Raw genomic sequence first — 24367 nt, 5'->3', positions numbered from 1 at the left:
CCGCTTACTGCGCGTTTTTCTCCGCTTGCTTGGCTTCCCGCGCTGCGTTGATCTTACGCAGGATGACCGGCAGGAACACCGAACCGAAAGCGATGAGCAGCAGTGCGAGCGAGATGGGACGGGTGAAAAAGATCGAGAAATCTCCCTTGCTGACCAGGAGGGCGCGCTGAAGGTTCTTTTCCAGCGTGTTGCCGAGGATCAGGCCGAGAATGATAGGCGGCATCGGGAAATCGAGCTTGATGAGGAAAAAGGCGATAAGGCCGAAGATCATCATCAGGAAAATATCGTTGACGCTGTTGTTAAGCGCAAACGTGCCGACGATGCAGAATACAAACACGATTGGGGTCAGGTATTTGTTGTGGACGTCGCCGATCTTGGCGAACAGACGGATACCGCCAAAGCCCAGCAGACCCATGAACAGGTTGGCGATGAACAGGCCGACAATGATGGTGTATACCTTGGACTGTTCCGAGGTGAACAGCAGCGGACCGGGGACGATGCCCTGCATCATCAGGGCGCCCAGCATGACGGCGGTGCCGGCGTCGCCCGGGATGCCCAGCGTCAGCAGCGGGATGAGTGCGCCGCCTGAAACCGCATTGTTTGCCGCTTCCGGTGCAGCGACGCCTTCAATGCGGCCGGTGCCGAATTCTTCGGGGTTTTTGCTCCAACGGCGCGCCTCATTGTAGGCAAGCCAGGAAGCAATATCGCCGCCTGTGCCCGGGATGGCGCCAACCAGCGTGCCGATGATGCTCGAACGCAGCATGGTCGGGAAAGTCGTGCGGATATCCTTGAAGGTTGGGAAGGTGCGGCGCAGTTTGGCTTTGCTGCGCTCGGCTGTCTGTGAAATGGTTTCTGCATTAAACAGACCCTGAGAAAAGGCGTACAGGCCGATCAGCACCGGCACCATGGCAATGCCTGCCAGCAGATAAGTCGAACCAAAGGTGAAACGCTTGGCGCCGGTCAGCGCATCCATGCCGACCGTGGCAAGCATCAGGCCGATCACGGCGCTGATGAGGCCCTTGGTGACGTCCTTGGAGGAAAGGCTGGTGACCATGCTCAGACCGAAGATAGCCAGCGAGAAATATTCCGGGGAGGTAAAGGACAGCGCAACCTTGGAAAGCAGCGGCGCGGTCCACAGCAGCATAATTGCGCTGAACAAGCCGCCGAAGGTGGATGCAAAGGTGGAAATGCCGAGTGCGCGGGCCGCTTCTCCGCGCTGGGTCAGCGGATAGCCGTCCAGCACAGTGGCAGCCGAGTTCGCGGTGCCGGGGGTTTTCACAAGGATTGCCGTGATGGAACCACCGTAAATGGCGCCGCAGAAAACGCCCAACAGCATCAGGATACCGGTTGAGCCTTCAAACCGCAGGGTCAGCGGCAGCATCAGGCTGAGGCCCATAATAGAGGACAGGCCGGGCATTGCGCCGACAAAGATACCGACAAAGGTACCCAGCAGCATAATGAGCAGGTTCGTCGGCTGTAGGACGACACCGATGACTGAAATCAAGCTTTCTAACATAGTTTCGCATCCTTAAAACGAAAGAAGGATGCCGCCCGGCATTTTCAATTGCAGCAGCATGACAAAAACGATAACGATGAACACCACAATACCGGCCGTCAGCCCGATTAGCACCAATGGACGACGCTCGCCCAGCAGGAACATGACCGAGGGGATTAGGTAGATGATTGCTACATAGAAACCGAACAGTTTGAGCAGCAGGCAGAATAAGGCCAGCAGGCCGATTAGGATATAGATACGCTTCATGCCGGCGGAGCGGAAATCAATCGGCTTTTCTTCTCCGTCCGGACGCGGGCGGACCAGTGTTTGTATGATCAGAATGACGGACAATAGAATCATTGCCACGCTGAGGATCATTGGCCAGACACCCGGTCCCATGGCTGTGCCCTGTACCGCTGCACCGCTTTGCAGGCTGCTGCGGATCATGAGTGCGGACAGCAGGATCAGGACAACCGAGATCCCGATGTTGTATTTTTTCATACGCTTTCACCTCGCAGGATACAAATAGGGCGCGAACCCAACACGGAGTGTTCGGTTCGCGCCCCGCTGTTACCGATATGCTATATGGCTGGGTCAGCCAACCAGAGTGGTATAATAATCCGACTGCTCTGCAATAAAGCCGGCCAGATCGTCAACGCCGATGGTGATCGGCTCAAAGTAGAAGCCTTCGCGGGTTTGCGCATACTGATCGGAAGCAACGGCTTCGCTCAGTGCGTCCTGCAGGAATGTAACAATGTCATCCGGAGTGCCTGCCGGAGCGGCGATCATAATCCAGCTGAGCAGGTTTACATCGGCAAAGCGGTCATCGGTTTCCGCCATGGTCGGGACATCCGGAGATGCGGTCGAACGCTCGGCGGAGGTGACGGCAATCGGGACCAGATCGCCGGAATCAATGTTGCCGACTGCTGGCGCCATAGCGGAGATGCACAGCGAAACTTCGCCGGACAGCACGCCCGCAATGGCATCCGGTGCGGAGTCATACGGAACGGAAGAAACCTGAAGGCCGGCGCCCGTCAGAATGGAGCCGAGCAGGTTGGGCACGGTGCCGACGCCGGTGACGCCAACGGCCAGTTCACCCGGATGCGCTTCAGCATAGGAAATAAACTCTGCAAAGCTGGTAAACGGTGCGTCTTTGGATGCAAGAAGCAGATACGGGTCCTGTTCTACTGCAGCCAGCGGGATCATGGCTTCAGTCGGGTTGATGTCGGTTGCGCCGGAAACGTAATTGAGCACGAGGTCACAGTTGACCAGACCGAGTGTGTAGCCGTCCGCATCCCGTGTCAGGAAGTCCTCGGTGCCGATGAGGCCGGAGCCGCCTTCCTTGTTGGTCACCGTGATCTGCTGGTCGATCACTTCCTTGGGGATGGCGTCCAACACGCCGCGCACCGCCAGGTCGGTTGTACCGCCAACTTTATACGGAACGATGACTTCGATTCCCTTGGAGGGGTAATCTGAACCGGCGGTATCATTGCCGGAATCGGCGGTGTCGCTTGTGCCGCCATTTGAACTGCTGCACGCAGCCAACGATGCAGTCATGGTCAGGGCCAGCAACATAGCAAGAAATCTTTTCATTTCGCTCTCCTCCATACTGTTTCGAAATATACGAAACTAAAATTTACGAAATACGAAAGCTAAAAGGAGTATTCGTTTTTCTTCTATGTTTTATATATACCATAATTGTGATAAGGTGTCAATTTATTTTCGTATTTGATTTCGTATAAATTTCGAAAGAAAAATTGTGTATTCTGTTTTTTGATAAATTCGAAAAAATACTGTGGGAAAGGGTACGAATAGATGGGCCTTACGTTCGGTTTTAATTACGAGCGGAGAGAAAACGGAATCAAAAACCAACATTGTATATCTTTACCATTATTATTCTGTTCGCTGGTTGACAATGCTTTCTATGATATGCTATAATGCAGAAAAGGAAACGGTTTTAACTTCCAAACTTTCGAATTTTCTTTCGAATTATCACAGAGGTGGAATATGGGAAATACAAGGAGTCAGTATATCCTGAGTGCGCTGCGGGGTCGTGGAACATTAACCGTGGCAGAGTTATCCGAGCAGCTGGGAGTTTCGCTGGTAACCATCCGAAAGGATGTCCGTGCACTGGCCGTGCAAAATCTGATTGTGCGGCAGCACGGTAAAATTTCGCTGCCGATCTCCACACAGCAATCCTATCTGCCATTTAACATGCGTTCCATTTCGCAGATTGATGACAAAAAACGCATTGCGCAGGTGGCAGCTTCCATGATCGACCGGGATGACACGATTATTTTGGATGCAGGCACCACCACTCTGGCAATCGCTACTGAGATTCGCGGCCGGCCGCCGGTCAATATTGCCACCAATTCGATCAGCATTCCGTACACCCTTTCAGACAGCGACCATTTGATCAGTGTGGCTGGGGGGCAGATGCTCAATCACAGCCTGTGTACCGCAGGCTCGGATGCCGAGCATTTTTTCCGCAGTATTCAGGCGGAAAAAGCGTTTATCGGCCTTTCTGGCGTATGGGATAACCTCAGTTTGACAACCGGGCTGAAGGCGGAGGCTGCTGTCAAAGGCGCAATGATCGCGGCGGCGAGGCGGGTCATTGTCGTGGCAGCCAACCAGAAGTTTTATCACAGCCAGATGTTTAATTTCTGTGATGCGGACAAGATAGATACCATCATCACCACCGGACCGACTTTGCCGGAGAGCATATTGGAGCAAATTGAACGATATCATATCAAGCTCATCTATGCCGATGCGGAGCAGCCGGATTCGATGGAGACATCGGACTGAAAGCATAAAAAAAGGTAGACGGGATGCCGTCTACCTTTTGTTTTTATGTGAGTTCGGTTGGCGCTGTCGTTCGGGGCAGTGTCAGTTCGAATTCCGTGTGCCAGCCGTCGCGCGGCGGACGGACCAGTCGGATAGAACCGCCATGTAGCTCCGCCACCTTTTTGACGATCGCCATGCCAAGTCCCGTGCCGCCGCCCGAAGTTCTCGCCCGATTTCCAGTGACGAACGGCTCAAACAGGGTGTCTGCCAACTCCGGGGGAATGCCGACACCGTTGTCCGCCACCGTCAGACGGACGGCATCGGGGGTATCCGTCAGCCCAAAGAACAGCATGGTTCCGGCGGGATTGTATTGCAGGGCGTTGCTGGTCAGGTTCTCCAGCAGCCGCCGGAGCAGACGCGGATCAAAAGAAACCGTAACCGATTCATCCGGCATGTCGAGCGATAAGGAAAAGCCGCGCGACTCGATTTCGGGATACTTTTCCGCCAGATAACTTTTGCAGAATTCGCACAAATCGGCAGTCTCCGCCTGTAAAACATAGTCCGGATGGTCGAGACGGACATAATCAAACAGGGAATTCATCAGTACGGTGCTGTCCGAGGCTTTGCGGCAGATGGTTTCCAGGTACTGCCGCTGTTTGTCGGGCGGGACTACGCCGTCGACCAGCGCTTGTGCATAGCCTTGGATAACGGTCAGCGGCGTTTTCAGATCGTGTGACAGGTCGGCAAGCATACGCTGTTTGTCCTCGTTGGCCGCCTGCTTTTCTGCGCTGACTTGCTCCAGCCGGTCGAGCAGATGAGTGAAGCTGTCGGTCACCTGTCGGAACTCAATGGGAAGCGTATCCATGTTGACCTCCACCCGACGGCCAGCGCCGTAAGCGACAATTGCTTTGTGCAGCGGCAGGATGGCACGACGGATTTTACGGCTGAACAGAATGGCCAGCAGAAAAATGATCACCAAAATAATAGGGAGGGAGAGCAGCGACAGCCGGTTGGCACTTTCCAGTGCTTTCAGATAGGCGGTTTCGGTAAAGCGCGGGCAAACAAAGACCAGCGTGCGTTCTTCGCCGGTGATGGTGCTGTAAACCGCCTTGGTAATTTCCCCCTGGCTTTGATAAATGCCTTGCAGCAGCTCGAACTCTCGATCGGTTAACTGATCCAGCCATGGGAACAGGTCTCCCTCGACAATCCGGTAATTCTCGTCGACGATGCAATAATCCAGAAAATCCGCCTCACCGGTTTCGCTGTCATAGCGGTGCAAGGCGATATAGTAATATCCGTCCCTTGGCATGTCGGCCATTTCCTGTACGGTATAGTACAGGTCGGAGTCATATTCGTTAATCATCCAGAGGTCATCTGCGTGAAAATGCTCTTTGAATTCGTTGTCTGAGGCGTAAAGCGCTTTACTGTCCGCATCAAACACCATAAAAGCGCAGCCGTTGAAGCGACGCATGGGAATGGAGGCAAAATCATCCTGTTCCAGTGCGTCGCGGTATTGCAGCATTGTGCCAAGGGAGGGAAAGGCGTTGTCCAGCCGTTTGGAGATCAGTGCGTTAAGTGCGGCGTTGCTGAGAAATACCAGCAGCGAACAGAGGATAAAATAGGAAATGCAGGTGCGCAGAAAACTCTTGCCCAGCAGCAGTTTATTGGTCTTCAATTTTATAGCCCAACCCCCTGACTGTTTTAATATACTGTGGATTGGCCGGATCGTGCTCAATCTTGGCGCGCAGATTCGAGATATGCACCATCATGGTGCTGTCATCGCTCTCGTAAAAGGTGCCGCCCACGCATTCGTACAGCTGCGCGCGGGTGAATACCCGGCCGGGGCAGCGCATCATCTCCGCGATGATTTTCAGCTCGGTCGAAGTCAGCGGTACGGTCAGTCCGTTTTTTCGCAGCACAAATTTATCCGTGTCCAGTTCCAGCTCACCGACGGTAAGCACACGCGGCGCAGCAGCGACCACATTGTCTGCGCCAAGTTGATAATACCGACGCAGCGCTGATTTGACATAGGCAACAACCTCAAACGCATTGAAGGGTTTGGTGATATAAGCGTCTGCGCCGATGTTCAGTCCAAGCACCTTATCGGTGTCCATGCTTTTGGCAGACAAAATGATGATGGGCAGGTTGCTGAATTCGCGCACACGCTGGATCAGTTCATACCCATTCAGGCCGGGCATCATAATATCCACCAGTGCCAGCGAGATTCCGCCCGCCCGGATGCGCTCAAGCGCCTCGGCGCCGTCCATGACGGACTGCACGGTGAATTCGCTGCTCAGATACAGTGTCAGCAGTTCAATGATGTCGAGGTCGTCCTCGGCAATCAGAATGGTATACTTCAAGATTCTCTCTCCGTTTCCGCTGTCCGGCAGACATATCCGCCGGAAAATCCTTTTATTGACAGGTGTATTGCGTACTTTTTCTAATACTACTATAATCTTTCGCCAATAGCAAGAGCGATGGCGGGAAAAGGATTGACAGAGCCTTTCGGCAGGGCTTAAGATTATGCAAGGGAAGAAGGGATGTATGGAAATGAGGAAATCCTATGAAATCGACATGACGCGCGGGCCGCTGCTTAGCCGGCTGCTGCTGTTTGCGCTGCCGCTGATTTGTTCGGGTGTGCTGCAGCTGCTGTTCAACGCAGCGGACATCATAGTGGTCGGTCGATTTGCAGGCAGTCATGCGATGGCTGCGGTCGGGTCCACCAGCTCGCTCATCAACCTGCTGGTCAATTATTTTATCGGTATTTCGGTTGGTGCAAACGTGTTGGTGGCGCGCTTTTGCGGTGCGAATGATTTTGATGATGCGCAGGAAACCGTGCAGACCGCTTTGATTACCGCAGTGGCGGGCGGCGTGATTCTTGTTGTGCTGGGTATCTGTCTGGCGCGGCCCATGCTGGAATGGATGGCGACGCCGGCCGAGGTGCTCGACCAAGCGGTGCTGTACATGCGTATCTATTTTATCGGCATGCCCGCGACCATGCTGTATAACTTCGGCGCAGCAATCCTGCGTGCGGTGGGCGATACCCGGCGGCCGCTGTATTTTCTGCTGCTGAGCGGTGTGGTGAATGTGGTATGTAACCTGTTTTTTGTCATTGTGCTGCACATGGGTGTGGCGGGCGTTGCCACGGCTACCGTGATTGCGCAGGTGATTTCTGCGGTGCTGATCGTGCTGTGTCTGATGCGGGTGGACGGCATGTGCAACGTCAATCTCAAGCGGATGCACTTCCATCGGGATAAATTTGCGCGCATTATGCAGGTCGGTCTGCCGGCGGGTCTGCAAAGTGTGATTTTCAACATTTCAAACGTGTTGATTCAGTCGTCGATTAACTCGTTCGGCGCGATTGTGGTTGCGGGCAACACTGCGGCAAGCAACATTGAGGGCTTTGTTTATACTTCGATGAATGCGCTGTATCAAACCTCACTCAGCTTCACCAGCCAAAACCTCGGTGCAAAGCAGTACCGCCGCATCGATCAGGTGCTGGTGCGCTGCATAGTGATGGTTGTTTTGATTGGCGTGGTGCTGGGCAACGGTGCGCATCTGCTGGGACAAAGTCTGCTGGGCATTTATTCGACCGATCCGGAGGTCATTGCCTACGGCATGATGCGTCTGGGCGTGGTAAGCGTTACCTATTTCCTGTGCGGCATGATGGATGTGGTTGCGGGCAGTGTGCGCGGCCTTGGGTATTCCATTCTGCCGATGCTGGTATCGCTGGCTGGTGCGTGCGTGTTCCGTATCATCTGGATTTTTACTGTGTTCCAGTGGCAGCACACGCTGTTCAGCTTGTATGTGTCCTATCCGATTTCGTGGGCGCTGACCATCTGCGCGCATCTGGTGTGTTACTTTGTGGTACGGCGACGGGTCTTTCCCAAAGCTGCAGAGCAGGCCGCATGAAAAAAAGCGTGCAAACCGTTTTCCGGTTTGCACGCTCTTTTGTTTTTCAGTGGTGGGATGCAGCCTGTGTGTAGAAGGTGTGCAGGACGCGGCCGACTGCCAGACCCGGCAGGGAAATGGCCGCACCGATGAGCAGCGCGCTCCAGTCGGGAGCGTACAGGCGGTGGGTGGACAGCATGTTTGCCAGCGTAAATGTCAGGTATGGCGCGAGCATGTACAGCACGCCGCACAGCGGCAGGCAGAGCCAGAACCCCCTGCCCCAGCAATTGGTTTTCGCAACCAGCAGGGAAAACACAAAGGTTGCAGCGGGCAGTACCAGCCACATGCTCAGCAAGCCGTATGCCATGCCGTCGGTCGCGCCGGTAAAGCACCAGAAGAACAGCAGGGCGAGCAGCCAGACGGCAAGATAGCCTGCGGGTAATAGAAAATGGGCGTGGTTTGGGAATTTTGTCATAAGACCGCCTCCTTTGGCAAACGAAAAGCGGGTGAAATGACCGTTCTGCTACCCTCAGTATAGCATTGCGCGGGGGTACGTGCAAGGGCAGGATAGAAATTTGACCGTCCGGTGAAAAAAAGCTGGGCATCTGCCGGCGCATGTGATATAATGGGTCGGAAAGTTGTCTTGACAGTAAAATTGACACATTGCCGCGCGGCGCGGTAAAGAAGGGGTAATATGGAAAAAGTAAAAGAATTTCTCAAACGCAAGGATATCGTGATTTCGGTCAAACGATACGGTATTGACGCGCTCGGCGCGATGGCGCAGGGCCTGTTCTGTTCGCTGCTGATTGGCACCATCATCGACACGGTAGGCAAGCAGCTGGGCATCCCGTTTCTGACGATGACGGTCGCAACGGTCAACGACACGGCGTATACGGTCGGCTCACTGGCTTCGGCCATGAGTGGTCCGGCGATGGCGGTTGCCATTGGCTATGCGCTGCGCTGTCCACCGCTGGTGCTGTTTTCACTCATCAGCGTAGGATTTGCGTCCAATGCGCTGGGCGGTGCGGGCGGACCGCTCGCCGTGCTGTTCGTGGCAATCATCGCAGCGGAGCTTGGCAAGGCGGTCGCAGGAGAAACCCGCATTGACATTCTGGTCACGCCTCTGGTGACGATTGGTGTGGGCGTAGCGCTTTCCGCATGGTGGGCGCCTGCACTGGGCGCTGCGGCGATGCAGGTGGGCAGCCTCATCATGTGGGCGACCAATCTACAGCCGTTCCTGATGGGCATTCTGGTGTCCGTGCTGGTCGGCGTGGCGCTGACGCTGCCGATTTCTTCCGCCGCTATCTGTGCGGCACTCGGCTTGACCGGCTTGGCCGGCGGTGCGGCGGTTGCGGGCTGCTGCGCGCAGATGGTCGGCTTTGCGGTCATGTCCTTTCCGGAAAACCGCTGGGGCGGTCTGGTGTCGCAGGGCATCGGCACCTCTATGCTGCAAATGGGCAACATTGTGAAGAACCCGCGCATCTGGATTGCCCCCATTCTGACCTCGGCCATCACCGGTCCGATTGCAACCTGCCTGTTCCGGCTGGAGATGAACGGCCCGCCGGTATCTTCCGGCATGGGCACCTGCGGTCTGGTGGGGCAGATTGGTGTGTATACCGGCTGGTTGGATGACGTGGCTGCCGGCGTCAAGACGGCGGTTACCGCGCAGGATTGGGTCGGACTGCTGCTGATTTCGTTCATACTGCCCGCAGTGCTGTGTCCGCTCATCAATCTGGCGCTGCGCCGCATCGGCTGGGTGAAAGACGGCGATATGACATTATAACAAAGAGGAGGCTGTGAGGCCTCCTCTTTTTATGCTTACAGTGTGCCCAGCGCAGGGAAAAAACGCGCGAGAAAGAAAAAAATGATGGGAAAAAGCACGGCAGGCAGCAGGTTGCCGACCTTGACCTTTTTGTCAAACATCAGGTTGAAGCCGATGGCGAAAATCAGCACAGAGCCGATGCAGGATATCTGGCTGATGAGCGCGTCGGTCAGCCACGGGCGGATGAACCGCGCCAGCAGTGTGATGCCGCCCTGATAGATGAAAAGCGGCAGGATGGACAGGTAAACACCTTTGCCCAGTGACGCTGCAAAAATCACGGAGGATACACCGTCAAGCACCGCTTTGGCAATCAGAATGGACGGGTTGCCGTTCAGCCCATCCTCGAGCGCGCCCACAATCGCCATTGCACCCACGCAAAACAGCAGAGACGCGGCCACAAAGCCCTGCACGAACTTGCCATCCTCGCTGCTGCCGGAAAAGCGGGTTTGGCACCACGATCCGAAATCATTGAGCCGTGTTTCGATATCCAGCGCTTCACCGACGACCGCGCCCAACACCAGACTGAGCACCAGCAGCATGGTGTGCTGCGTGGAAAGCACGCCATCCTCGATGGTCAGCAAGCCGCTTGCTGCGCCGCCGATGCCAATGAAAAATGTGCATAGGCCGAGCGCCTGCATGATGGTGGTTTCAAAACGCCGCGGCAATCCGCCCTTGAGAAAAACGCCGAGTGTGGTGCCTGCGGCGATGGTAGCGCAGTTGACAATGGTGCCCAGTCCGATCATGTTGTGTATTACCCCTCTTTTGCTTTACTGTACTAAATTGAATTGTACGGCAAAACAGGGCCAAAGTCAAATGTTTTTCCGGTGTTTAGGTGCGGCGGTATTCTTCATAGGCTGCAATCGCAGCGGTGACTACAGAACAGAACAGGAAGATCACCCAGCCCGGATGCCACAGACCGAAGAACACGCCGATGCATACATATATGGCCGCCGCAACCGGAAACACAATCGAGGCGAACAACGAACTGATCGGATGTTTTCGGTCGTCAGCATCCTTATCGCCATGGCGGCCAAGACCGTACAGTTCACGGTAGTAGCCATCTTTGCGGCCGGACAGGATGCACAAAGCCACGCCTGCCGCGATCATGGCGAACATCACAAAGGTGCCGGGTGTTTCGCGGGGCAGCGCATCATTAAAAAAAGAGCGGGTGAACGGCGACAGGATGAACAGCGCGACCGCGGTTGCAATCATAATGTGCTTGCGCGTTTGGTAGCGGCCATACTCCTGTACAACGGCAGGGTCGGGCTGTGCGCTTTCCGCGTGCAGTACAGCGTCCGTCTCTGCGGACGCGGGCTCATCGGTAAAGCCGAATGTCTCGCGCAGTTCATCGGCTGAACCAATGGATGCAATGACAATGCCGGTCGCCTCGGCTTCGTTTTTGCCCTCTTCCAACAGGGTGTGATACTTTTCTTCCAAATTTGACAGCATATCGGCTTTGATGCGCTGCGTGTCCGCGTTCTGTGGCAGTGTAGCGAACAATGCTTCTATATAGTTACGAATCGTTTCCATTTCCCATATCCTCCTTTGCAAAACGGTCGATTACGGTTTGAAGCACGCGCCATTCCGCACATTTTGCGGCATAGGTGCGGCGTCCTTTCTCTGTGACGGTGTAATAGGTGCGCGGTCGGCCCTGCGTTTCGCTGCCTTGATAGGGCACAATGTAGCCTTGCTTTTCCAGCCGTCCAAATGCGGAATACAGCGTGGTTTCCTTGATCGGGTATTCGCCGCCGCTGCGCCGCTCGATCTCGCGAGAGATTGCATAGCCGTAGGAGTCTCCCTCGCACAGCAGGCACAGAATCAGCATATCGTTATAACCGCGCATCACATCGCTGCCCAGCATGGCGTGCCTCCTTTCTACTTCATCTGATGCAGTAATCATAACATAATTACTACGACAGATCAAGTAGTATGTGTAGTCTTTTGCAAAAGAAAAAGAGCGGCCCGGCGGGTCGCTCTTTGCGTCGTTTCAGCAGTTTTCCAGATCAATAATCAGCTTTTTGCAGTAGGAACAATGCCACGCACGCGCCTCGGCGCGCTGCGTGGGTGCGTGGGAGCCGACGGTCAGTCCTCCGCAGGCCCACAGGCCAAACAGCATTTTCTTGTCTTGCGGCTGCCAACGCAGCGCTTTGTGGTCGCCCAACAGCTTGCCGTCGAGCATTTCTTTTCCGCAGTAAGGACATTGCATCATCGGTCATACCTCCCTTAAAAGATATCAGTGGGTGGAACAGGTCATGACAGGCAGAATGGGGATTTGCGGAAGTGGTCGCCGCCGACGCGCAGCGTCGGGTCGGGATAGGCGAGGGCATACAGGTCATCCGCAAGCGCATCGTGTGCGAGAGCGGATTGCAGTGCGTCCGGCAGTGTGCGTTCGGTCACCGGTTTGACGATAACCGGAAGCGTGCAGGTGTCTTTCATGCGGCGCAGGACGTCCCGACCGCGCGCACCGACAGCCAGCAAACGGATATAGTCCGCGGTGGGCGGGACGCTGGTTGGCAGGTCGAGCCACGCCCGCATGAGCGCACGGCGTACCCGCGCGAGTGGGTAACGGCGGGTCTGCGCAGCAGCGCAGACCGCAGAAAAGCTCGTGTTGTCGCGAATGGCGGCACGCAGCCGGTGTTCCAATCCATCGCCGCCGCAATAGCGGGCAAGCGCATCGGGCGTCAGCCGCCGCAGATGTGCGAGGATGGCTTGATCTGCCGCGTTTCGTGTTACCGGCGCTGCACCTTGCTTTATCGCTTGCGTAAGTGTTGCAAACGACGCCTCCGGCATCAGCGAACGGCAGGCATCTGCATCGTCTTGTGCAATCAGCTTGCGAAGATAGGACGCTGAGGGCAGACCGTCCGCCGGGGTGTCGCTGTCGTGCGCGCCGCCTGCACGTAAGACGGCAAGCGGCTGCATCGTGCTCTCGAGCGTGTCCAGCGCGCACAGATACTCGACTGCAAGGGTGTTGTTGGGGCTTGTCAGCAGCGCGCCGGCTTGCGGGTCGGCTGCGCAGACTGCCCGCTGCACAGCAGCGGCATAGGGCAGCCCGGCTGCAAGCGCCTGCCGCAGCGCGTCTGCGTGTTCTCCTTCCGCGCGCGACAGGTTGGCCGCGCGGCGCAGCAGGGCAAGATCGGCCTGCTCCGCACCGAAGGACAAGTGGGTCACGCAGCCCAGCGCATCCAGCAGTGAGACAGCGCCGAACGCAAAACCGGACGCCGACCACAGGCAGGCGGACAGCGGTGTTTCCAGCACCAGATCCACGCCGCACCGCACGGCGGCTTCCGCACGGCGGTACTTTTCCATGACCGCAAGGTCGCCGCGCTGGACGAAATTGCCGCTCATCGCGCACACAATGGCCGTGTCCGTGCCCAGCGCATGGCGGGTTTCGGCAAGATGGTGCGCATGTCCCGCGTGAAACGGATTGTATTCGGCAACAATGCCGCAGACGGTCATAAACAGGCTCCTTTAAATCGCAAATACACAGGGGCGCAGTATAAATTTTGGCTTGTACATTTGCGCTAAATCGTGTAATATAAGAGTGTAATATTATTATATCGGCTTCCGCGGCTTTGTGCAAGCCGCCAAATACGGCACAAGGGAGTTTTGCAAATGAAAGTTCTGGTTATCAACGCCGGCAGCTCTTCGCTCAAGTATCAGCTGCTCGACACGGAGTCCGGCGAGGTCATGGCCAAGGGCCTGTGTGAGCGCATCGGCATCGACGGCGTGCTCACCCACACCGGCAACAAGTCGGATGAGAAATTCAAGTTTGATATCGCAATGCCGACGCATAAAGAAGCGATCCAGGCGGTTATCGACGTACTGCTGGATCCCGAAAAGGGCGTTATCTCCTCGATGAGCGAGATTGACGCGGTCGGTCACCGCGTGGTACACGGCGGCGAGTTCTTCTCGGACAGCGTCATCATCACCGAAAAGGTCATCAAGGCGATCGAGGATTGCGTACCGCTCGCACCGCTGCACAATCCGCCCAACCTCATCGGCATTCAGGCTTGCCGCGACGTTATGGGTCCGGATGTTCCGATGGTTGCGGTATTCGACACCGCGTTCCATCAGACCATGCCGCAGTCGCATTACATGTATGCGATTCCGTATGAGTACTATGAGAAGTACAAGATTCGTCGCTACGGTTTCCACGGCACCAGCCACAAGTATGTTTCCCAGCAGGCTGCTGAGATGCTCGGCCGTCCGATCGAGGAGCTGCGCCTTATCACCTGTCATCTGGGCAACGGTTCTTCCATTTGCGCGATTAACCGCGGCAAGAGCTATGATACCTCGATGGGCTTCACGCCGCTGGATGGTCTGCCGATGGGTACCCGCGCGGGCAATCTGGACCCGGCTATCATTGAGTTCCTGGCGGAGCATGAGAATATCTCTGCGGCAGATGTTATCAATATTCTCAACAAGAAGTCTGGTATGCTGGGTATTTCGGGCGTTTCGTCCGACTTCCGCGATTTGGATGCTGCCATTGCCGACGGCAACGCGCGTGCGGCGCTGGCCAAGGAAATGTTCAACCTGTCGGTTAAAAAGATTATCGGATCGTACATCGCGGAGATGGGCGGTGTAGATGCTATCATCTTTACCGCGGGCGTAGGCGAAAACGACCGTTCGGTTCGTTGGGACGTTTGCGAACACATGGAGTATCTCGGCATCAAGATCGACCCGGAGAAGAACAAGTACCGCGGCACACAGATGGATATCTCCATCGATTGGGCGCGTGTGCGTGTGCTGGTCATCCCCACCAATGAGGAACTGATGATCGCCAAGGATACCGAGCGTCTGGTAAACGAAGCAAAGTAACAAAGAAAACGGAAAAACGGGGCGGGGCAACAAGGCTTTGCCCTGTTTTTCTGCCGTCAGGGAGGATAATATGCAGGAAAACGCACTTCGACAGGAACGGAAATACTGCGCGCGGCTGGGCTGGGCGCTGGTGCTGACCACCGTGATCATGCTGGTGTGGCAGGTGGGGCTGATGGCTTTGTCGCTGGCCGGACGTTTGGCTGGCGGTGAGAGTACATATATGCTGCTGGCGCTTGTGGGGTATTATCTGCTCGCGCTGCCGCTGTCCTACTGGCTGTGCCGCCGGATACCCGTGCCCGAGCGGGTGCAGCGTCCGTTGACCGTGCGTTTGCTGGTGCGCTGGTTTGTCATCGGCATCGGGCTGATGTGGGTGGGGTCCCTGATCGGATCGTGGCTCAATGATCTGGTCTATCAGATAGCGAATCTGGAGACCGTCGATCTGGTGACCGAAACCTTTAACGAAATGCCGCTGGCGGTTATGCTGCTGGGCGCATGCGTGCTTGGTCCGCTATGTGAAGAATTGTTGTTCCGTGATCTGATAGCCGGACGGCTGGCGCGGTATGGACAAAAACCGGCAGCGTTTATCTCCGCACTGCTGTTCGGCCTGTATCACGCGAACCTGTCGCAGTTTTTCTATGCGTTTCTGCTGGGATTGCTGCTGGCCTATGCGTATTTTTACACCGGAAAGCTCAAAACATCGGTCGTGCTGCATATGCTGTTTAATTTTTACGGGTCGTTTGTCATCTATCTGCTGCCCGAGGACGGGGTCTTGCCCGTGCTGTACGGGCTGAGCTGGCCGGTGCTGACCATTGTGGGCGCGGTGCTGCTGGTGCGCGGCAGAAAGCGGCAGTTGTGGGCGCATGGTCCGTGCGCGCCGTCTATGCGGACGGTATTCGGCAGTGTCGGTATGGCTCTGGCTATTATCCTCTGTTTTGTGCAGGCGGCAACCATGTATGTTTACTAGAAAGGCGGAAATCAGCAATGCGAGTGGATTTGCATATGCATACGGGGTATTCGGCGGATGCTGCTTCCCCGCAGACGGTGGCGGATAAAGTGCGCGCCTGCCGCGCGGCAGGGCTGGACATCATCGGCATTACCGACCATCTGGATTTTTACCGTACCCATGGCCCGGCGGAAAACCGGGACGCGGAAGCCTGCCTGCGCGACGTGCGGGCGGCTAAGGAAACGGCGGAAGGAATTGAGGTGCTGGTTGGGATTGAAATCGGACAGATTCATGCCGATACCGCGGCGGATGCGTTTGTGCGTGGGCACCAGTTGGACATGGTAATTGGCTCGCTGCACGCGATGCCCAATGATCTGGACATCTATTTTCACGATTACGAGCATCTGGACTGCGATGCGTTTTTGCAGGAATATTTTGATCAGGTGTTGGAAATGGAGGCGCACGGCGGCTTTGACGTGCTGGCGCACATCGACTATCCGTTGCGCGTGATGAAGCACGGCGACTATGTGCCGTCGTTCGATCAGTATATGGATCGCGTGCAGCAGGTGCTGCGCGCCTGCATCGACCATGGTTATGCGCTCGAGCTGAACGCTGCAGGACTGGCTGGCTGGCAGAAAAAAGTCGGCCCGCCACAGAATATCCTGTATGAATACCGCCGCATGGGCGGCGAACGCATCTCGATCGGATCGGATTCCCACACGCTGGACACGGTCGGCCGCGGTGTGGCGGACTGTACAGCGAACGCGCTGGACGCAGGGTTCACAACCGTTACCGTGTTCCGTGGACGCAAGCCGGAACAGGTGTCATTAATATAAATAAGCAGGGAGAAATCATGTTATTTCATAATAAAAACGAAATTACGCACGCCGAAACCACCGTGCAGGGTCACGCAAAAATCAATCTGACGCTGGATGTGACCGGCCGCCGGGACGACGGCTATCATACGGTCAAAATGGTGATGCAGTCGGTCGAATTGCATGACGATGTGCAGGTTGTTGTGACCCACGGCGAAAAAAAGCCGCGCGGCATTGTACTGAGCTGCAACCTGCCCTATCTGCCGTTGGACGAGCGCAATCTGGCGTATCGCGCGGCGGATCTGTTCTATCAAAAGACGGGAACACTGCTGGAAACGTGCGAAATTCATATTGAAAAGCGCATTCCGGTGGCCGCGGGGCTGGCTGGTGGTTCGACTGACGCGGCAGCGGTGCTGCGCGCGCTCAATACGCTGCATGAGACCGGACTGAGCGACGACGAGCTGTGCGAGATGGGATTGAAACTCGGCGCGGATGTGCCGTACTGCCTGCGCGGCGGCACGATGCTGGCTGAGGGTATTGGCGAGGAGCTGACCGCACTGCCGCCCATGCCGCATTGCTGGGTTGTGCTATGCAAGCCGCCGTTTGGGGTTTCCACTAAGGAGGTTTATGCCGAAATCGACTCGGTGGAGCTGAAAAACCGGCCGGATGCGTCGGGCATGATTCGCGCGCTGGAAAACGGCGACTTTGCAGGTGTATGCAAACGTCTGAGCAATGTCATGGAATTGGTGACGGCCACCAAGCGCCGCCAGATTGGAGAAATCAAGGCGTGCCTCGAGGAAAACGGCGCGAACGGTACGCTGATGAGCGGCTCCGGACCGACGGTATTCGGCCTATTTTCGGATGAGGGCCGCGCCAAGACTGCGGCGAAAATGCTGTCTCGCCGCTTTGCGGACACTTTCCTGACCGAAACGGTATAATGAACCTGCCTTCCGGGCATACTGGGGACACCAGATGACGGAAGGCGGTATTTTTATGACACAACAGACCAAACAGGCGGTAATCGCGGTGGTGACCGCGTGTAGTATCCTGCTGACAGGGGCGTTTGCGCCGCAGCAGATACGCAGCGCATGGTGGTGCACAGCGTTTGCCGTCACCTGTGATGAGGCGGCGGCACCGTCTGAAAATGGAAATTCGGTTACATTTCGATGCAAATTGGTCGATTGGTGGTACGAGATCACGGGATAAAACTTGCCGCCCCTGTCCCTCTGTGGTATAATAGCCGCAAAGCGGCATTCCTGTTTCGTATCGGAAAACCGGCCGCAAACCTACCAACGGAGGAAAAACATGAAGATTATCAATGAAAAGGGCAAGCTGTTCGGCATCATCAACATCGTCGACCTGCTTGTGCTGGTGGCGGCTATCGCTGTGATTGCGGGCGTAGGCTATAAGCTGTTTGCGCCGCAGATTGCCAATGCAGCTGCAAAACAGGTCCCTATGACCGTCACCGTTCGTGTGCGCGGCGCAACGCCCTTCCTGGTGCAAGAAGTGCAGCGCAACAGTCAGATTGGCAAGAAAATCGTCAGCGGCAGCTCGTATACCGATGCGGTGATTACGGACATGCAGATTGAGCCGTACGACCAGCAGGTAACCACGGCGGACGGTCAGATTGTTACCGCGCGCGACCCGGATAAGCGTGATTTGGTGTTCACGATTGAAACCACAGTAGCAGAAGGAACGGCGGCGCCTGCCATCGGCACGCAGGAGGTGCGCGCGGGCCGTACGTTTATTGTAAAGACCAACGACTTTGAGACGACCGGCAACATCGACATGGTCGATATCGCGGATTCAGCGGAATAAGCCTATGAAAGCGATTTTTCAAAACAGCCTGCTGGTACGGGCAGCGCTGCGCTTGCGTGAATGGTATCACGAGGGCGCAATCGCGGGATTTTTCCGGAAGGTCGCGGACGCGTATCCGGATTCCCGGTTTCGCCGGATGTGGGACGGTTTTTGTGCCGCGCCCATCTGTACGGCGGCTAACAGCCGTTATGCGCGCATCATTGCTGCGCTGCGGCGTTTTGTCGAACATCTGGGCGATGCGGCGGCGCAAAGCCTGATTTACCGAATCTGCCTTGCCATCTGGAAGCCGGTTTCGAACTTTCTCGGCGGCGGCGTGGTCGGTCGGGTATGCCGGTTTTTCGGCGTGCGCGGTTTGCTGCTCGTATGTTTGGCCATGTATCTGCCGCTGGATTATTTTATCCGCAACTTTATCCCGATTGCCGTTATCGGTTCGGTATGGGATGAATGCCTGATGCTTGCGGCGTTTGCCTACATTCTGTGGCACACCGCGATGCGTCGTGCGCCGCTGCAGTCGCGTGCAACGCCTGTGGACGCTTATCTGCTGCTGTTCATCGGCGTGGGCTTTTTCCTGATGTGCGCAGTGTCACCCTATCCGTCTATTGCGGTGGCTGGCTTGCGCGCGGTGGTGCAGTACCTGTTCTGGTTCTTCCTCGTCACACGACTGATTGAGGATGACCGCGATTTTGCCATTTTTTACGGCGCGCTGCTTGCCATGGCGATCCCGATTACGCTGCACGGCATTTATCAGTATATTGTCGCCGCGCCCATTCCGGCGGGCTGGGTGTCCCAGACCGAGGAAAGCGTGCGCACGCGCGTCTATTCGCTGACCGGCAGCCCGAATATCATGGGCAGTCTGCTGGTGCTGTTCGCGCCCATGGCGGCAGGCCTGGCGTATTACTGCAAAAAGATGTGGGTCAAGGTGCTGGCTATCGGCGTGACCGGTATGATGTGCCTGTGCTGCATCTTCACCTTCTCCAAGGGCGCGTGGGGCGGCTTGGCGGTTGCGGTGATTGTGTTCGCCATCTTCCTGGACCGCCGCCTGATTGCACTGATGGCCGTGGCCGGTGCGGGTGCACTGCTGGCCATCCCATCGATTGCCAGCCGCATCACCTATATGTTCACGGCGGATTATATGGAGGCCAGCCAACGGGCGGGACGTATGGTGCGCTGGGAGACCGGTCTTAACCTGCTGCATGAGTCCAATTCATGGCTGGGCTTCGGACTGGGCCGCTTCGGCGGCGCGGTTGCCATGCAGAATAAAATCATCGAAGAGACGGACACCTTCGAGTATTTCTACATGGACAACTATTATCTGAAAACGCTGGTGGAGATGGGCTACCTCGGCTTGATTTTCTTCATCATTCTGCTGATCGGTATGATACTCTGGTGTCTGCGCGCAATCGGTCGGACGAATTTTAACCAGACCGACCGCACCCGCGTGCTTGCGGTGTCGATGTTTGCGGGCATGTGCGGCGTATTGGTGCACTGCTATTTCGAGAATATCTTCGAAGTGCCGTACATGATGGCCTACTTCTGGAGTATGGCGGCGGCGATATTGTATCTGGGATATTTCCGTAAACGCAAACAGGATCCGTCGGGGAAACGTTGACCGACTTTTGCAAAGAAAACAGCATAATCTATAAAAAGGACGACAAAACTGCGGTTTTGCCGTCCTTTTTTGCGCACTTTACACAATCCTTTCTGCTTTACACGGATTTTACAAACACGGACTTTTGGATTTTACATTGTCCCCGTAAGATATGCTTGTAACGAAAAACAAGATCTGAATGAAAAGGAGAAATTCAAATTATGAAAAAGAGTGTATCCCTGCTTCTGGCAGGTCTGATGCTGTGCGGCGCGCTGGCCGGCTGCGGCGGCAATGGCTCCAATGGTGCAAGCGAAAGCGGTACGGATGACAGCGCCTCTACCGGCATGTCCGGTGTGATTACGGTTATTTCCCGTGAGGACGGTTCGGGCACGCGCAGCGCATTTGTTGAGCTGACCGGCGTGGAGGACGACAACGGCGATAACACCACGGTTGACGCGGAAATCGCCAACAAGACCGATGTGGTGCTGACCAGTGTGGCCGGCAACGAGAGCGCCATCGGCTATGTATCGCTCGGCTCTCTGAATGATACCGTCAAGGCGATTCAGGTAGACGGCGTAGATGCTACGGTTGAGAACGTCAAGAGCGGCGACTACACGCTGTCCCGTCCGTTCAACATTGCCACCAAGGGTGAGCCGACCGGCGTTGCCAAGGACTTCATTAACTTCATTCTGAGCGCTGACGGTCAGGCAATTGTGGAAGAAGAAGGCTACATTAAGGTCAACGATGCAGCGGAAGCCTTCACCACGGACGGTTCGGAAGGTCAGATTGCAGTTGGCGGTTCCTCTTCGGTTTCTCCGGTAATGGAAAAGCTGATTGAGGCTTATCAGGCGGTCAACCCCAAGGCTAAGATTGAGCTGCAGACCTCGGACTCCACCTCCGGTATGACCGGCGCAATGGACGGCACCTTTGCCATCGGCATGGCTTCCCGTGAGCTGAAGGATGAGGAGAAGGCGGAACTGACCCCCACCTCCATCGCACTGGACGGCATCGCAGTTGTTGTGAACCCGGCTAACACGATCACGGGCCTGACGATGGACCAGATTAAGAGCATCTACACCGGCGAGACCACTGACTGGGCCGACGTAGCCGCGTAAGAATAACCGAACACGGGAAATCAGGGCGAAATCCGTTTCGCCCTTTCCCACTGTCTATGGGGTGAAAACATGAACGAATCCGCAACCCGGCAGAAGGGCGGCATGAGAAACCTGCTTGAAAAGGTGATGCACGGCGTGTTTTTTGTCTGCGCGCTCGCGTCCATTCTTGCGGTAGCCCTGATCTGCATTTTTCTGTTTGCCAACGGCATTCCCGCCATCCGCGAAATTGGTGTGCTGGACTTTCTGACCGGTACAACCTGGAAGCCGGGCAACGACATTTACGGCATCCTGCCGATGATTGTCGGCAGCATTTACATCACAGCCGGTGCTATTGTCATCGGCGTGCCGATCGGCCTGCTGACCGCGATTTTTATGGCATTTTATTGCCCGAAGCGCATCTACGGTGTGCTCAAACCCTGCACCGAGCTGCTGGCGGGCATTCCGTCCATCGTGTACGGCTTTTTCGGCATGGTGGTTATCGCGCCGGTGGTACTCGATGTAGCCAAATTCTGCGGCTCAAAGATATCCTCTGGGTCAACCATCCTATCTGCATCCATTCTGCTTGGCATCATGATACTGCCGACCATTATCGGCGTATCCGAAGCGGCGCTGCGCGCGGTGCCGAACGCCTATTATGAGGGTGCGGTCGCCATGGGCGCCACCCATGAGCGCGCGATTTTCTCGGTCATGCTGCCGGCTGCGAAGTCCGGCGTGCTGGCCGGTATCGTGCTCGGCATCGGCCGCGCCATCGGTGAGACGATGGCGGTTATCATGGTCGCGGGCAACCAGCCGAGACTGACAGGCAGCATGCTCAAGGGCATCCGCACGATGACGGCAAACATCGTCATCGAAATGGGGTACGCGACCGGCCTGCACCGCGAGGCGCTGATTGCCACGGGTGTGGTTTTGTTCGTGTTCATCTTGCTGATTAACCTCACCTTCTCGGTGCTGAAAAGGAGGAAGGACGCATGACAAGCGAAGCGACGACTGCTGTCAAGAAAACCGCAGTCCAAACGGCGGAAAAGCGACCGCGGGTATATGGCCGCGGCAAAGCACGCCTGCAAAAAGGGCTGGTGTACGGTGCGGCAATCCTGACCTTTGCCGTGCTGATTTTCCTGATTGCATATATTCTGATTAACGGCGTGCCACATCTTAAACCGTCGCTGTTTGAGTGGACCTATAATTCAGACAATGTATCCATGATGCCGGCCATCATCACAACCGTGGAGATGACACTGCTTGCGCTGCTGCTGGCGGTGCCGTTCGGCCTGTTCACCGCCGTGTATTTGAACGAATATGCCTCCCGCGGTAATAAGCTGGTGAACATCATCCGCATCACCACCGAGACGCTGTCCGGTATTCCATCCATCGTTTACGGTCTGTTCGGCATGCTGTTTTTCGTCACCCAGCTGCACTGGGGATACTCGCTGCTCGCAGGCGCAATGACACTGGCCATTATGATTCTGCCGCTTATCATGCGCACGGCGGAAGAGGCGCTCATCTCGGTGCCGGATACCTATCGCGAAGGCTCGCTTGGTTTGGGCGCGGGGCGTTTGCGCACGGTGTTCCGCATCGTACTGCCCAGTGCGATGCCGGGCATCCTGTCGGGTATCATTCTGGCAATTGGCCGCATCGTGGGCGAAACCGCAGCGCTGATTTTCACGGCCGGTACGATGGCGCAGATTCCGGGCTTGTTCCAGTCCGGCCGTACGCTTGCCATTCATATGTATGTTTTGTCCGGCGAGGGCCTGAATATGAATGAAGCCTATGCCACCGCGGTGGTTCTGCTGGTGGTTGTGCTGCTGATGAACACGATTTCGGCGATTGTTGCCAAAAAGCTGACCAAAAAGTAATCGGAGGAAGCTATGGAGCAGAATAAAATTGAGATTCGGGACATGAACCTCTATTACGGGGATTTTCATGCCCTGCATGATATTGATTTGGATATCAAGGCCAATGAGATTACAGCGTTCATTGGGCCTTCCGGCTGTGGCAAGTCAACGCTTTTGCGCTCGCTCAACCGCATGAACGATTTGGTCGAGGGCTGCAAGATTACGGGTGATATCCGTCTGGATGGAGAGGACATCTATCACGACTGTGATGTGAATATTTTGCGCCGCCGCGTGGGCATGGTGTTCCAGAAGCCCAATCCGTTCCCGATGTCCATTTACGACAATATTGCTTACGGTCCGCGCACGCACGGCATTAAGAGCCGTGTTAAGCTGGACGAGATTGTCGAAACTTCACTGCGTCATGCCGCCATCTGGGACGAAACCAAGGATTGTCTGAAAAAGTCCGCACTGTCCATGTCGGGTGGACAGCAGCAGCGTATCTGCATTGCCCGCGCGCTCGCGGCAAACCCGGAAGTGCTGCTGATGGACGAGCCGACCTCCGCACTCGACCCGATTTCCACCGCGAAGATTGAAGACCTTGTACTCGAGCTGAAAAAAGATTATACTATCGTTATGGTCACGCACAATATGCAGCAGGCCACCCGCGTATCCGATACCACCGCGTTCTTCCTGCTTGGCGATATGATTGAAGTCGGGGACACCGAAAAGCTGTTCTCTATGCCAAAGGACAAGCGCACTGAAGACTACATTACGGGGAGGTTTGGCTGATGAGAAACCGTTTTGATTCGCAGCTTTTGGAGCTGAACAACGAGTTGATTGCCATGGGGGCACTGTGCGAGAACGCCATTGCAAGTTCGGTCAAGGCGCTGCTCGGCGGCGATACCCAGTTGGCCGCGTCCGCCATCCGCATCGATCAGGAAATCGACCGCAAGGAGCGTGAGATTGAGTCCATGTGTCTCAAGCTCCTGCTGCAGCAGCAGCCGGTGGCAAGTGATCTGCGCCTGATTTCATCTGTCCTTAAGATGATTACGGATATTGAGCGCATCGGCGATCAGGCAAGCGATATCGCAGAGATTGTCACTTATTTGTCCGGCGCGTGCGGTCACAACCAGCATATCGAGGAGATGGCGCAGGCGACCATCAAAATGGTGACCGACAGTCTGGATGCCTTTGTGCGCCGAGACCTGACGCTCGCGTGGAGCGTAATTGAGTACGATGACGTGGTCGATAATCTGTTTGCCGAGTGCAAGAAGGATTTGATTGCGGAAATTGCACAGAATACGGACGACGGCGAACGTGTGCTGGATATCCTGATGATTGCCAAGTATCTGGAGCGCATCGGGGATCACGCAACCAACATCGCCGAGTGGGTGGAGTTCTCCATCACCGGCACACACAAGACACCGGCCGACTGAGGTGCGGTAT

The 24367-nt window shown here is 55.9% G+C and carries 26 protein-coding genes; 15 read left to right on the top strand and 11 right to left on the bottom strand.

Features of this window, described 5'->3' with window-relative positions; genetic code table 11:
- Positions 1 to 4: 4 nt before the first annotated feature.
- From ACTQ34_RS01880 to ACTQ34_RS01870, 3 genes are all read right to left on the bottom strand, one after another.
- On the bottom strand, positions 5 to 1516 hold the full coding sequence (locus ACTQ34_RS01880; protein ID WP_441362235.1) for a tripartite tricarboxylate transporter permease: 1512 nt from the start codon (positions 1514 to 1516) through the stop codon (positions 5 to 7).
- A 12-nt stretch (positions 1517 to 1528) separates the two neighbouring features.
- Positions 1529 to 1996: a tripartite tricarboxylate transporter TctB family protein gene (locus tag ACTQ34_RS01875; protein ID WP_441362234.1), complete on the bottom strand. Its 468-nt coding sequence runs from the start codon at positions 1994 to 1996 to the stop codon at positions 1529 to 1531.
- A 93-nt stretch (positions 1997 to 2089) separates the two neighbouring features.
- Positions 2090 to 3088, bottom strand: a complete 999-nt coding sequence (locus ACTQ34_RS01870; protein ID WP_441362233.1) for a Bug family tripartite tricarboxylate transporter substrate binding protein — start codon at positions 3086 to 3088, stop codon at positions 2090 to 2092.
- 414 nt (positions 3089 to 3502) lie between these two features.
- Here ACTQ34_RS01870 and ACTQ34_RS01865 point away from each other — a divergent pair, with 414 nt between their 5' ends.
- On the top strand, positions 3503 to 4300 hold the full coding sequence (locus ACTQ34_RS01865; protein ID WP_441362232.1) for a DeoR/GlpR family DNA-binding transcription regulator: 798 nt from the start codon (positions 3503 to 3505) through the stop codon (positions 4298 to 4300).
- 43 nt (positions 4301 to 4343) lie between these two features.
- On the opposite strand, the gene ACTQ34_RS01860 is transcribed toward ACTQ34_RS01865, so the two are convergent.
- Together ACTQ34_RS01860 and ACTQ34_RS01855 are read right to left on the bottom strand one after the other, a co-directional pair.
- Positions 4344 to 5954, bottom strand: a complete 1611-nt coding sequence (locus tag ACTQ34_RS01860; RefSeq protein WP_441362231.1) for a sensor histidine kinase — start codon at positions 5952 to 5954, stop codon at positions 4344 to 4346.
- Positions 5941 to 6639 carry a response regulator transcription factor gene (locus ACTQ34_RS01855; protein WP_441362230.1) on the bottom strand — a complete coding sequence of 233 codons (699 nt, stop codon included), beginning with the start codon at positions 6637 to 6639 and terminating at the stop codon, positions 5941 to 5943. The genes ACTQ34_RS01860 and ACTQ34_RS01855 overlap by 14 nt, the downstream gene beginning before the upstream one ends.
- A 190-nt stretch (positions 6640 to 6829) precedes the next feature.
- On the opposite strand from ACTQ34_RS01855, the gene ACTQ34_RS01850 reads away from it, so the two are divergent.
- Positions 6830 to 8191, top strand: coding sequence for an MATE family efflux transporter (locus ACTQ34_RS01850; protein ID WP_441362265.1), 1362 nt, complete (start codon positions 6830 to 6832; stop codon positions 8189 to 8191).
- Between the two features lie 46 nt (positions 8192 to 8237).
- On the opposite strand, the gene ACTQ34_RS01845 is transcribed toward ACTQ34_RS01850, so the two are convergent.
- Positions 8238 to 8645 carry a hypothetical protein gene (locus ACTQ34_RS01845; RefSeq protein ID WP_441362229.1) on the bottom strand — a complete coding sequence of 136 codons (408 nt, stop codon included), beginning with the start codon at positions 8643 to 8645 and terminating at the stop codon, positions 8238 to 8240.
- Between the two features lie 219 nt (positions 8646 to 8864).
- On the opposite strand from ACTQ34_RS01845, the gene ACTQ34_RS01840 reads away from it, so the two are divergent.
- Positions 8865 to 9953, top strand: a complete 1089-nt coding sequence (locus tag ACTQ34_RS01840) for a PTS transporter subunit IIC (RefSeq protein ID WP_441362228.1) — start codon at positions 8865 to 8867, stop codon at positions 9951 to 9953.
- A gap of 35 nt (positions 9954 to 9988) precedes the next feature.
- Here ACTQ34_RS01840 and ACTQ34_RS01835 read toward each other — a convergent pair whose 3' ends face one another.
- The 5 genes from ACTQ34_RS01835 to ACTQ34_RS01815 all read right to left on the bottom strand — a co-directional run bounded on the left by ACTQ34_RS01835 (position 9989) and on the right by ACTQ34_RS01815 (position 13448).
- On the bottom strand, positions 9989 to 10735 hold the full coding sequence (locus tag ACTQ34_RS01835; RefSeq protein WP_441362227.1) for a DUF554 domain-containing protein: 747 nt from the start codon (positions 10733 to 10735) through the stop codon (positions 9989 to 9991).
- Between the two features lie 85 nt (positions 10736 to 10820).
- A complete protein-coding gene (locus ACTQ34_RS01830) occupies positions 10821 to 11522 on the bottom strand; it encodes a permease prefix domain 1-containing protein (RefSeq protein WP_441362226.1) in 702 nt (233 codons plus the stop codon).
- Entirely contained in the window at positions 11506 to 11853 is a 348-nt protein-coding gene (locus ACTQ34_RS01825) for a PadR family transcriptional regulator (RefSeq protein ID WP_441362225.1), read from the bottom strand. Before ACTQ34_RS01825 ends, ACTQ34_RS01830 begins: the two co-directional genes overlap by 17 nt.
- Positions 11854 to 11979: 126 nt before the next feature.
- A complete protein-coding gene (locus ACTQ34_RS01820; RefSeq protein ID WP_441362224.1) occupies positions 11980 to 12201 on the bottom strand; it encodes a PF20097 family protein in 222 nt (73 codons plus the stop codon).
- A gap of 41 nt (positions 12202 to 12242) precedes the next feature.
- The gene (locus ACTQ34_RS01815) at positions 12243 to 13448 is read right to left on the bottom strand and encodes a tRNA(Met) cytidine acetate ligase (protein ID WP_441362223.1); all 1206 of its coding nucleotides are present in this window, start codon (positions 13446 to 13448) and stop codon (positions 12243 to 12245) included.
- Between the two features lie 156 nt (positions 13449 to 13604).
- Here ACTQ34_RS01815 and ACTQ34_RS01810 point away from each other — a divergent pair, with 156 nt between their 5' ends.
- From ACTQ34_RS01810 to phoU, 12 genes are all read left to right on the top strand, one after another.
- A complete protein-coding gene (locus ACTQ34_RS01810) occupies positions 13605 to 14810 on the top strand; it encodes an acetate/propionate family kinase (protein WP_373164137.1) in 1206 nt (401 codons plus the stop codon).
- 70 nt (positions 14811 to 14880) lie between these two features.
- Positions 14881 to 15774, top strand: a complete 894-nt coding sequence (locus ACTQ34_RS01805) for a CPBP family intramembrane glutamic endopeptidase (RefSeq protein ID WP_441362222.1) — start codon at positions 14881 to 14883, stop codon at positions 15772 to 15774.
- A gap of 17 nt (positions 15775 to 15791) precedes the next feature.
- Entirely contained in the window at positions 15792 to 16589 is a 798-nt protein-coding gene (locus ACTQ34_RS01800) for a histidinol-phosphatase HisJ family protein (protein WP_441362221.1), read from the top strand.
- A 17-nt stretch (positions 16590 to 16606) separates the two neighbouring features.
- Positions 16607 to 17506, top strand: a complete 900-nt coding sequence (gene ispE / locus ACTQ34_RS01795; protein ID WP_441362220.1) for a 4-(cytidine 5'-diphospho)-2-C-methyl-D-erythritol kinase — start codon at positions 16607 to 16609, stop codon at positions 17504 to 17506.
- 55 nt (positions 17507 to 17561) lie between these two features.
- Positions 17562 to 17774, top strand: coding sequence for a hypothetical protein (locus ACTQ34_RS01790; protein ID WP_441362219.1), 213 nt, complete (start codon positions 17562 to 17564; stop codon positions 17772 to 17774).
- A gap of 99 nt (positions 17775 to 17873) precedes the next feature.
- A complete protein-coding gene (locus ACTQ34_RS01785; RefSeq protein ID WP_441362218.1) occupies positions 17874 to 18386 on the top strand; it encodes a DUF4330 domain-containing protein in 513 nt (170 codons plus the stop codon).
- A 4-nt stretch (positions 18387 to 18390) separates the two neighbouring features.
- On the top strand, positions 18391 to 19995 hold the full coding sequence (locus ACTQ34_RS01780; RefSeq protein WP_441362217.1) for an O-antigen ligase family protein: 1605 nt from the start codon (positions 18391 to 18393) through the stop codon (positions 19993 to 19995).
- Positions 19996 to 20195: 200 nt separating this feature from the next.
- Complete coding sequence (locus ACTQ34_RS01775; RefSeq protein WP_441362216.1) at positions 20196 to 21089, top strand: substrate-binding domain-containing protein; 894 nt, start codon at positions 20196 to 20198, stop codon at positions 21087 to 21089.
- A gap of 102 nt (positions 21090 to 21191) precedes the next feature.
- The gene (gene pstC / locus ACTQ34_RS01770) at positions 21192 to 22061 is read left to right on the top strand and encodes a phosphate ABC transporter permease subunit PstC (protein WP_441362264.1); all 870 of its coding nucleotides are present in this window, start codon (positions 21192 to 21194) and stop codon (positions 22059 to 22061) included.
- Positions 22058 to 22942 carry a phosphate ABC transporter permease PstA gene (pstA, locus tag ACTQ34_RS01765; protein WP_441362215.1) on the top strand — a complete coding sequence of 295 codons (885 nt, stop codon included), beginning with the start codon at positions 22058 to 22060 and terminating at the stop codon, positions 22940 to 22942. Before pstC ends, pstA begins: the two co-directional genes overlap by 4 nt.
- Before the next feature lie 12 nt (positions 22943 to 22954).
- A complete protein-coding gene (gene pstB, locus ACTQ34_RS01760) occupies positions 22955 to 23710 on the top strand; it encodes a phosphate ABC transporter ATP-binding protein PstB (RefSeq protein ID WP_441362214.1) in 756 nt (251 codons plus the stop codon).
- A complete protein-coding gene (gene phoU, locus ACTQ34_RS01755) occupies positions 23710 to 24357 on the top strand; it encodes a phosphate signaling complex protein PhoU (RefSeq protein WP_441362213.1) in 648 nt (215 codons plus the stop codon). Before pstB ends, phoU begins: the two co-directional genes overlap by 1 nt.
- Positions 24358 to 24367: the final 10 nt, after the last annotated feature.

This window comes from Agathobaculum sp. LCP25S3_E8 (assembly GCF_052117165.1).
Classification (GTDB): Bacteria; Bacillota; Clostridia; order Oscillospirales; family Butyricicoccaceae; genus Agathobaculum.
The sequence above is the reverse complement of the archived record's forward strand: the minus strand, read 5'-3'. Positions and strand labels throughout refer to the sequence as shown.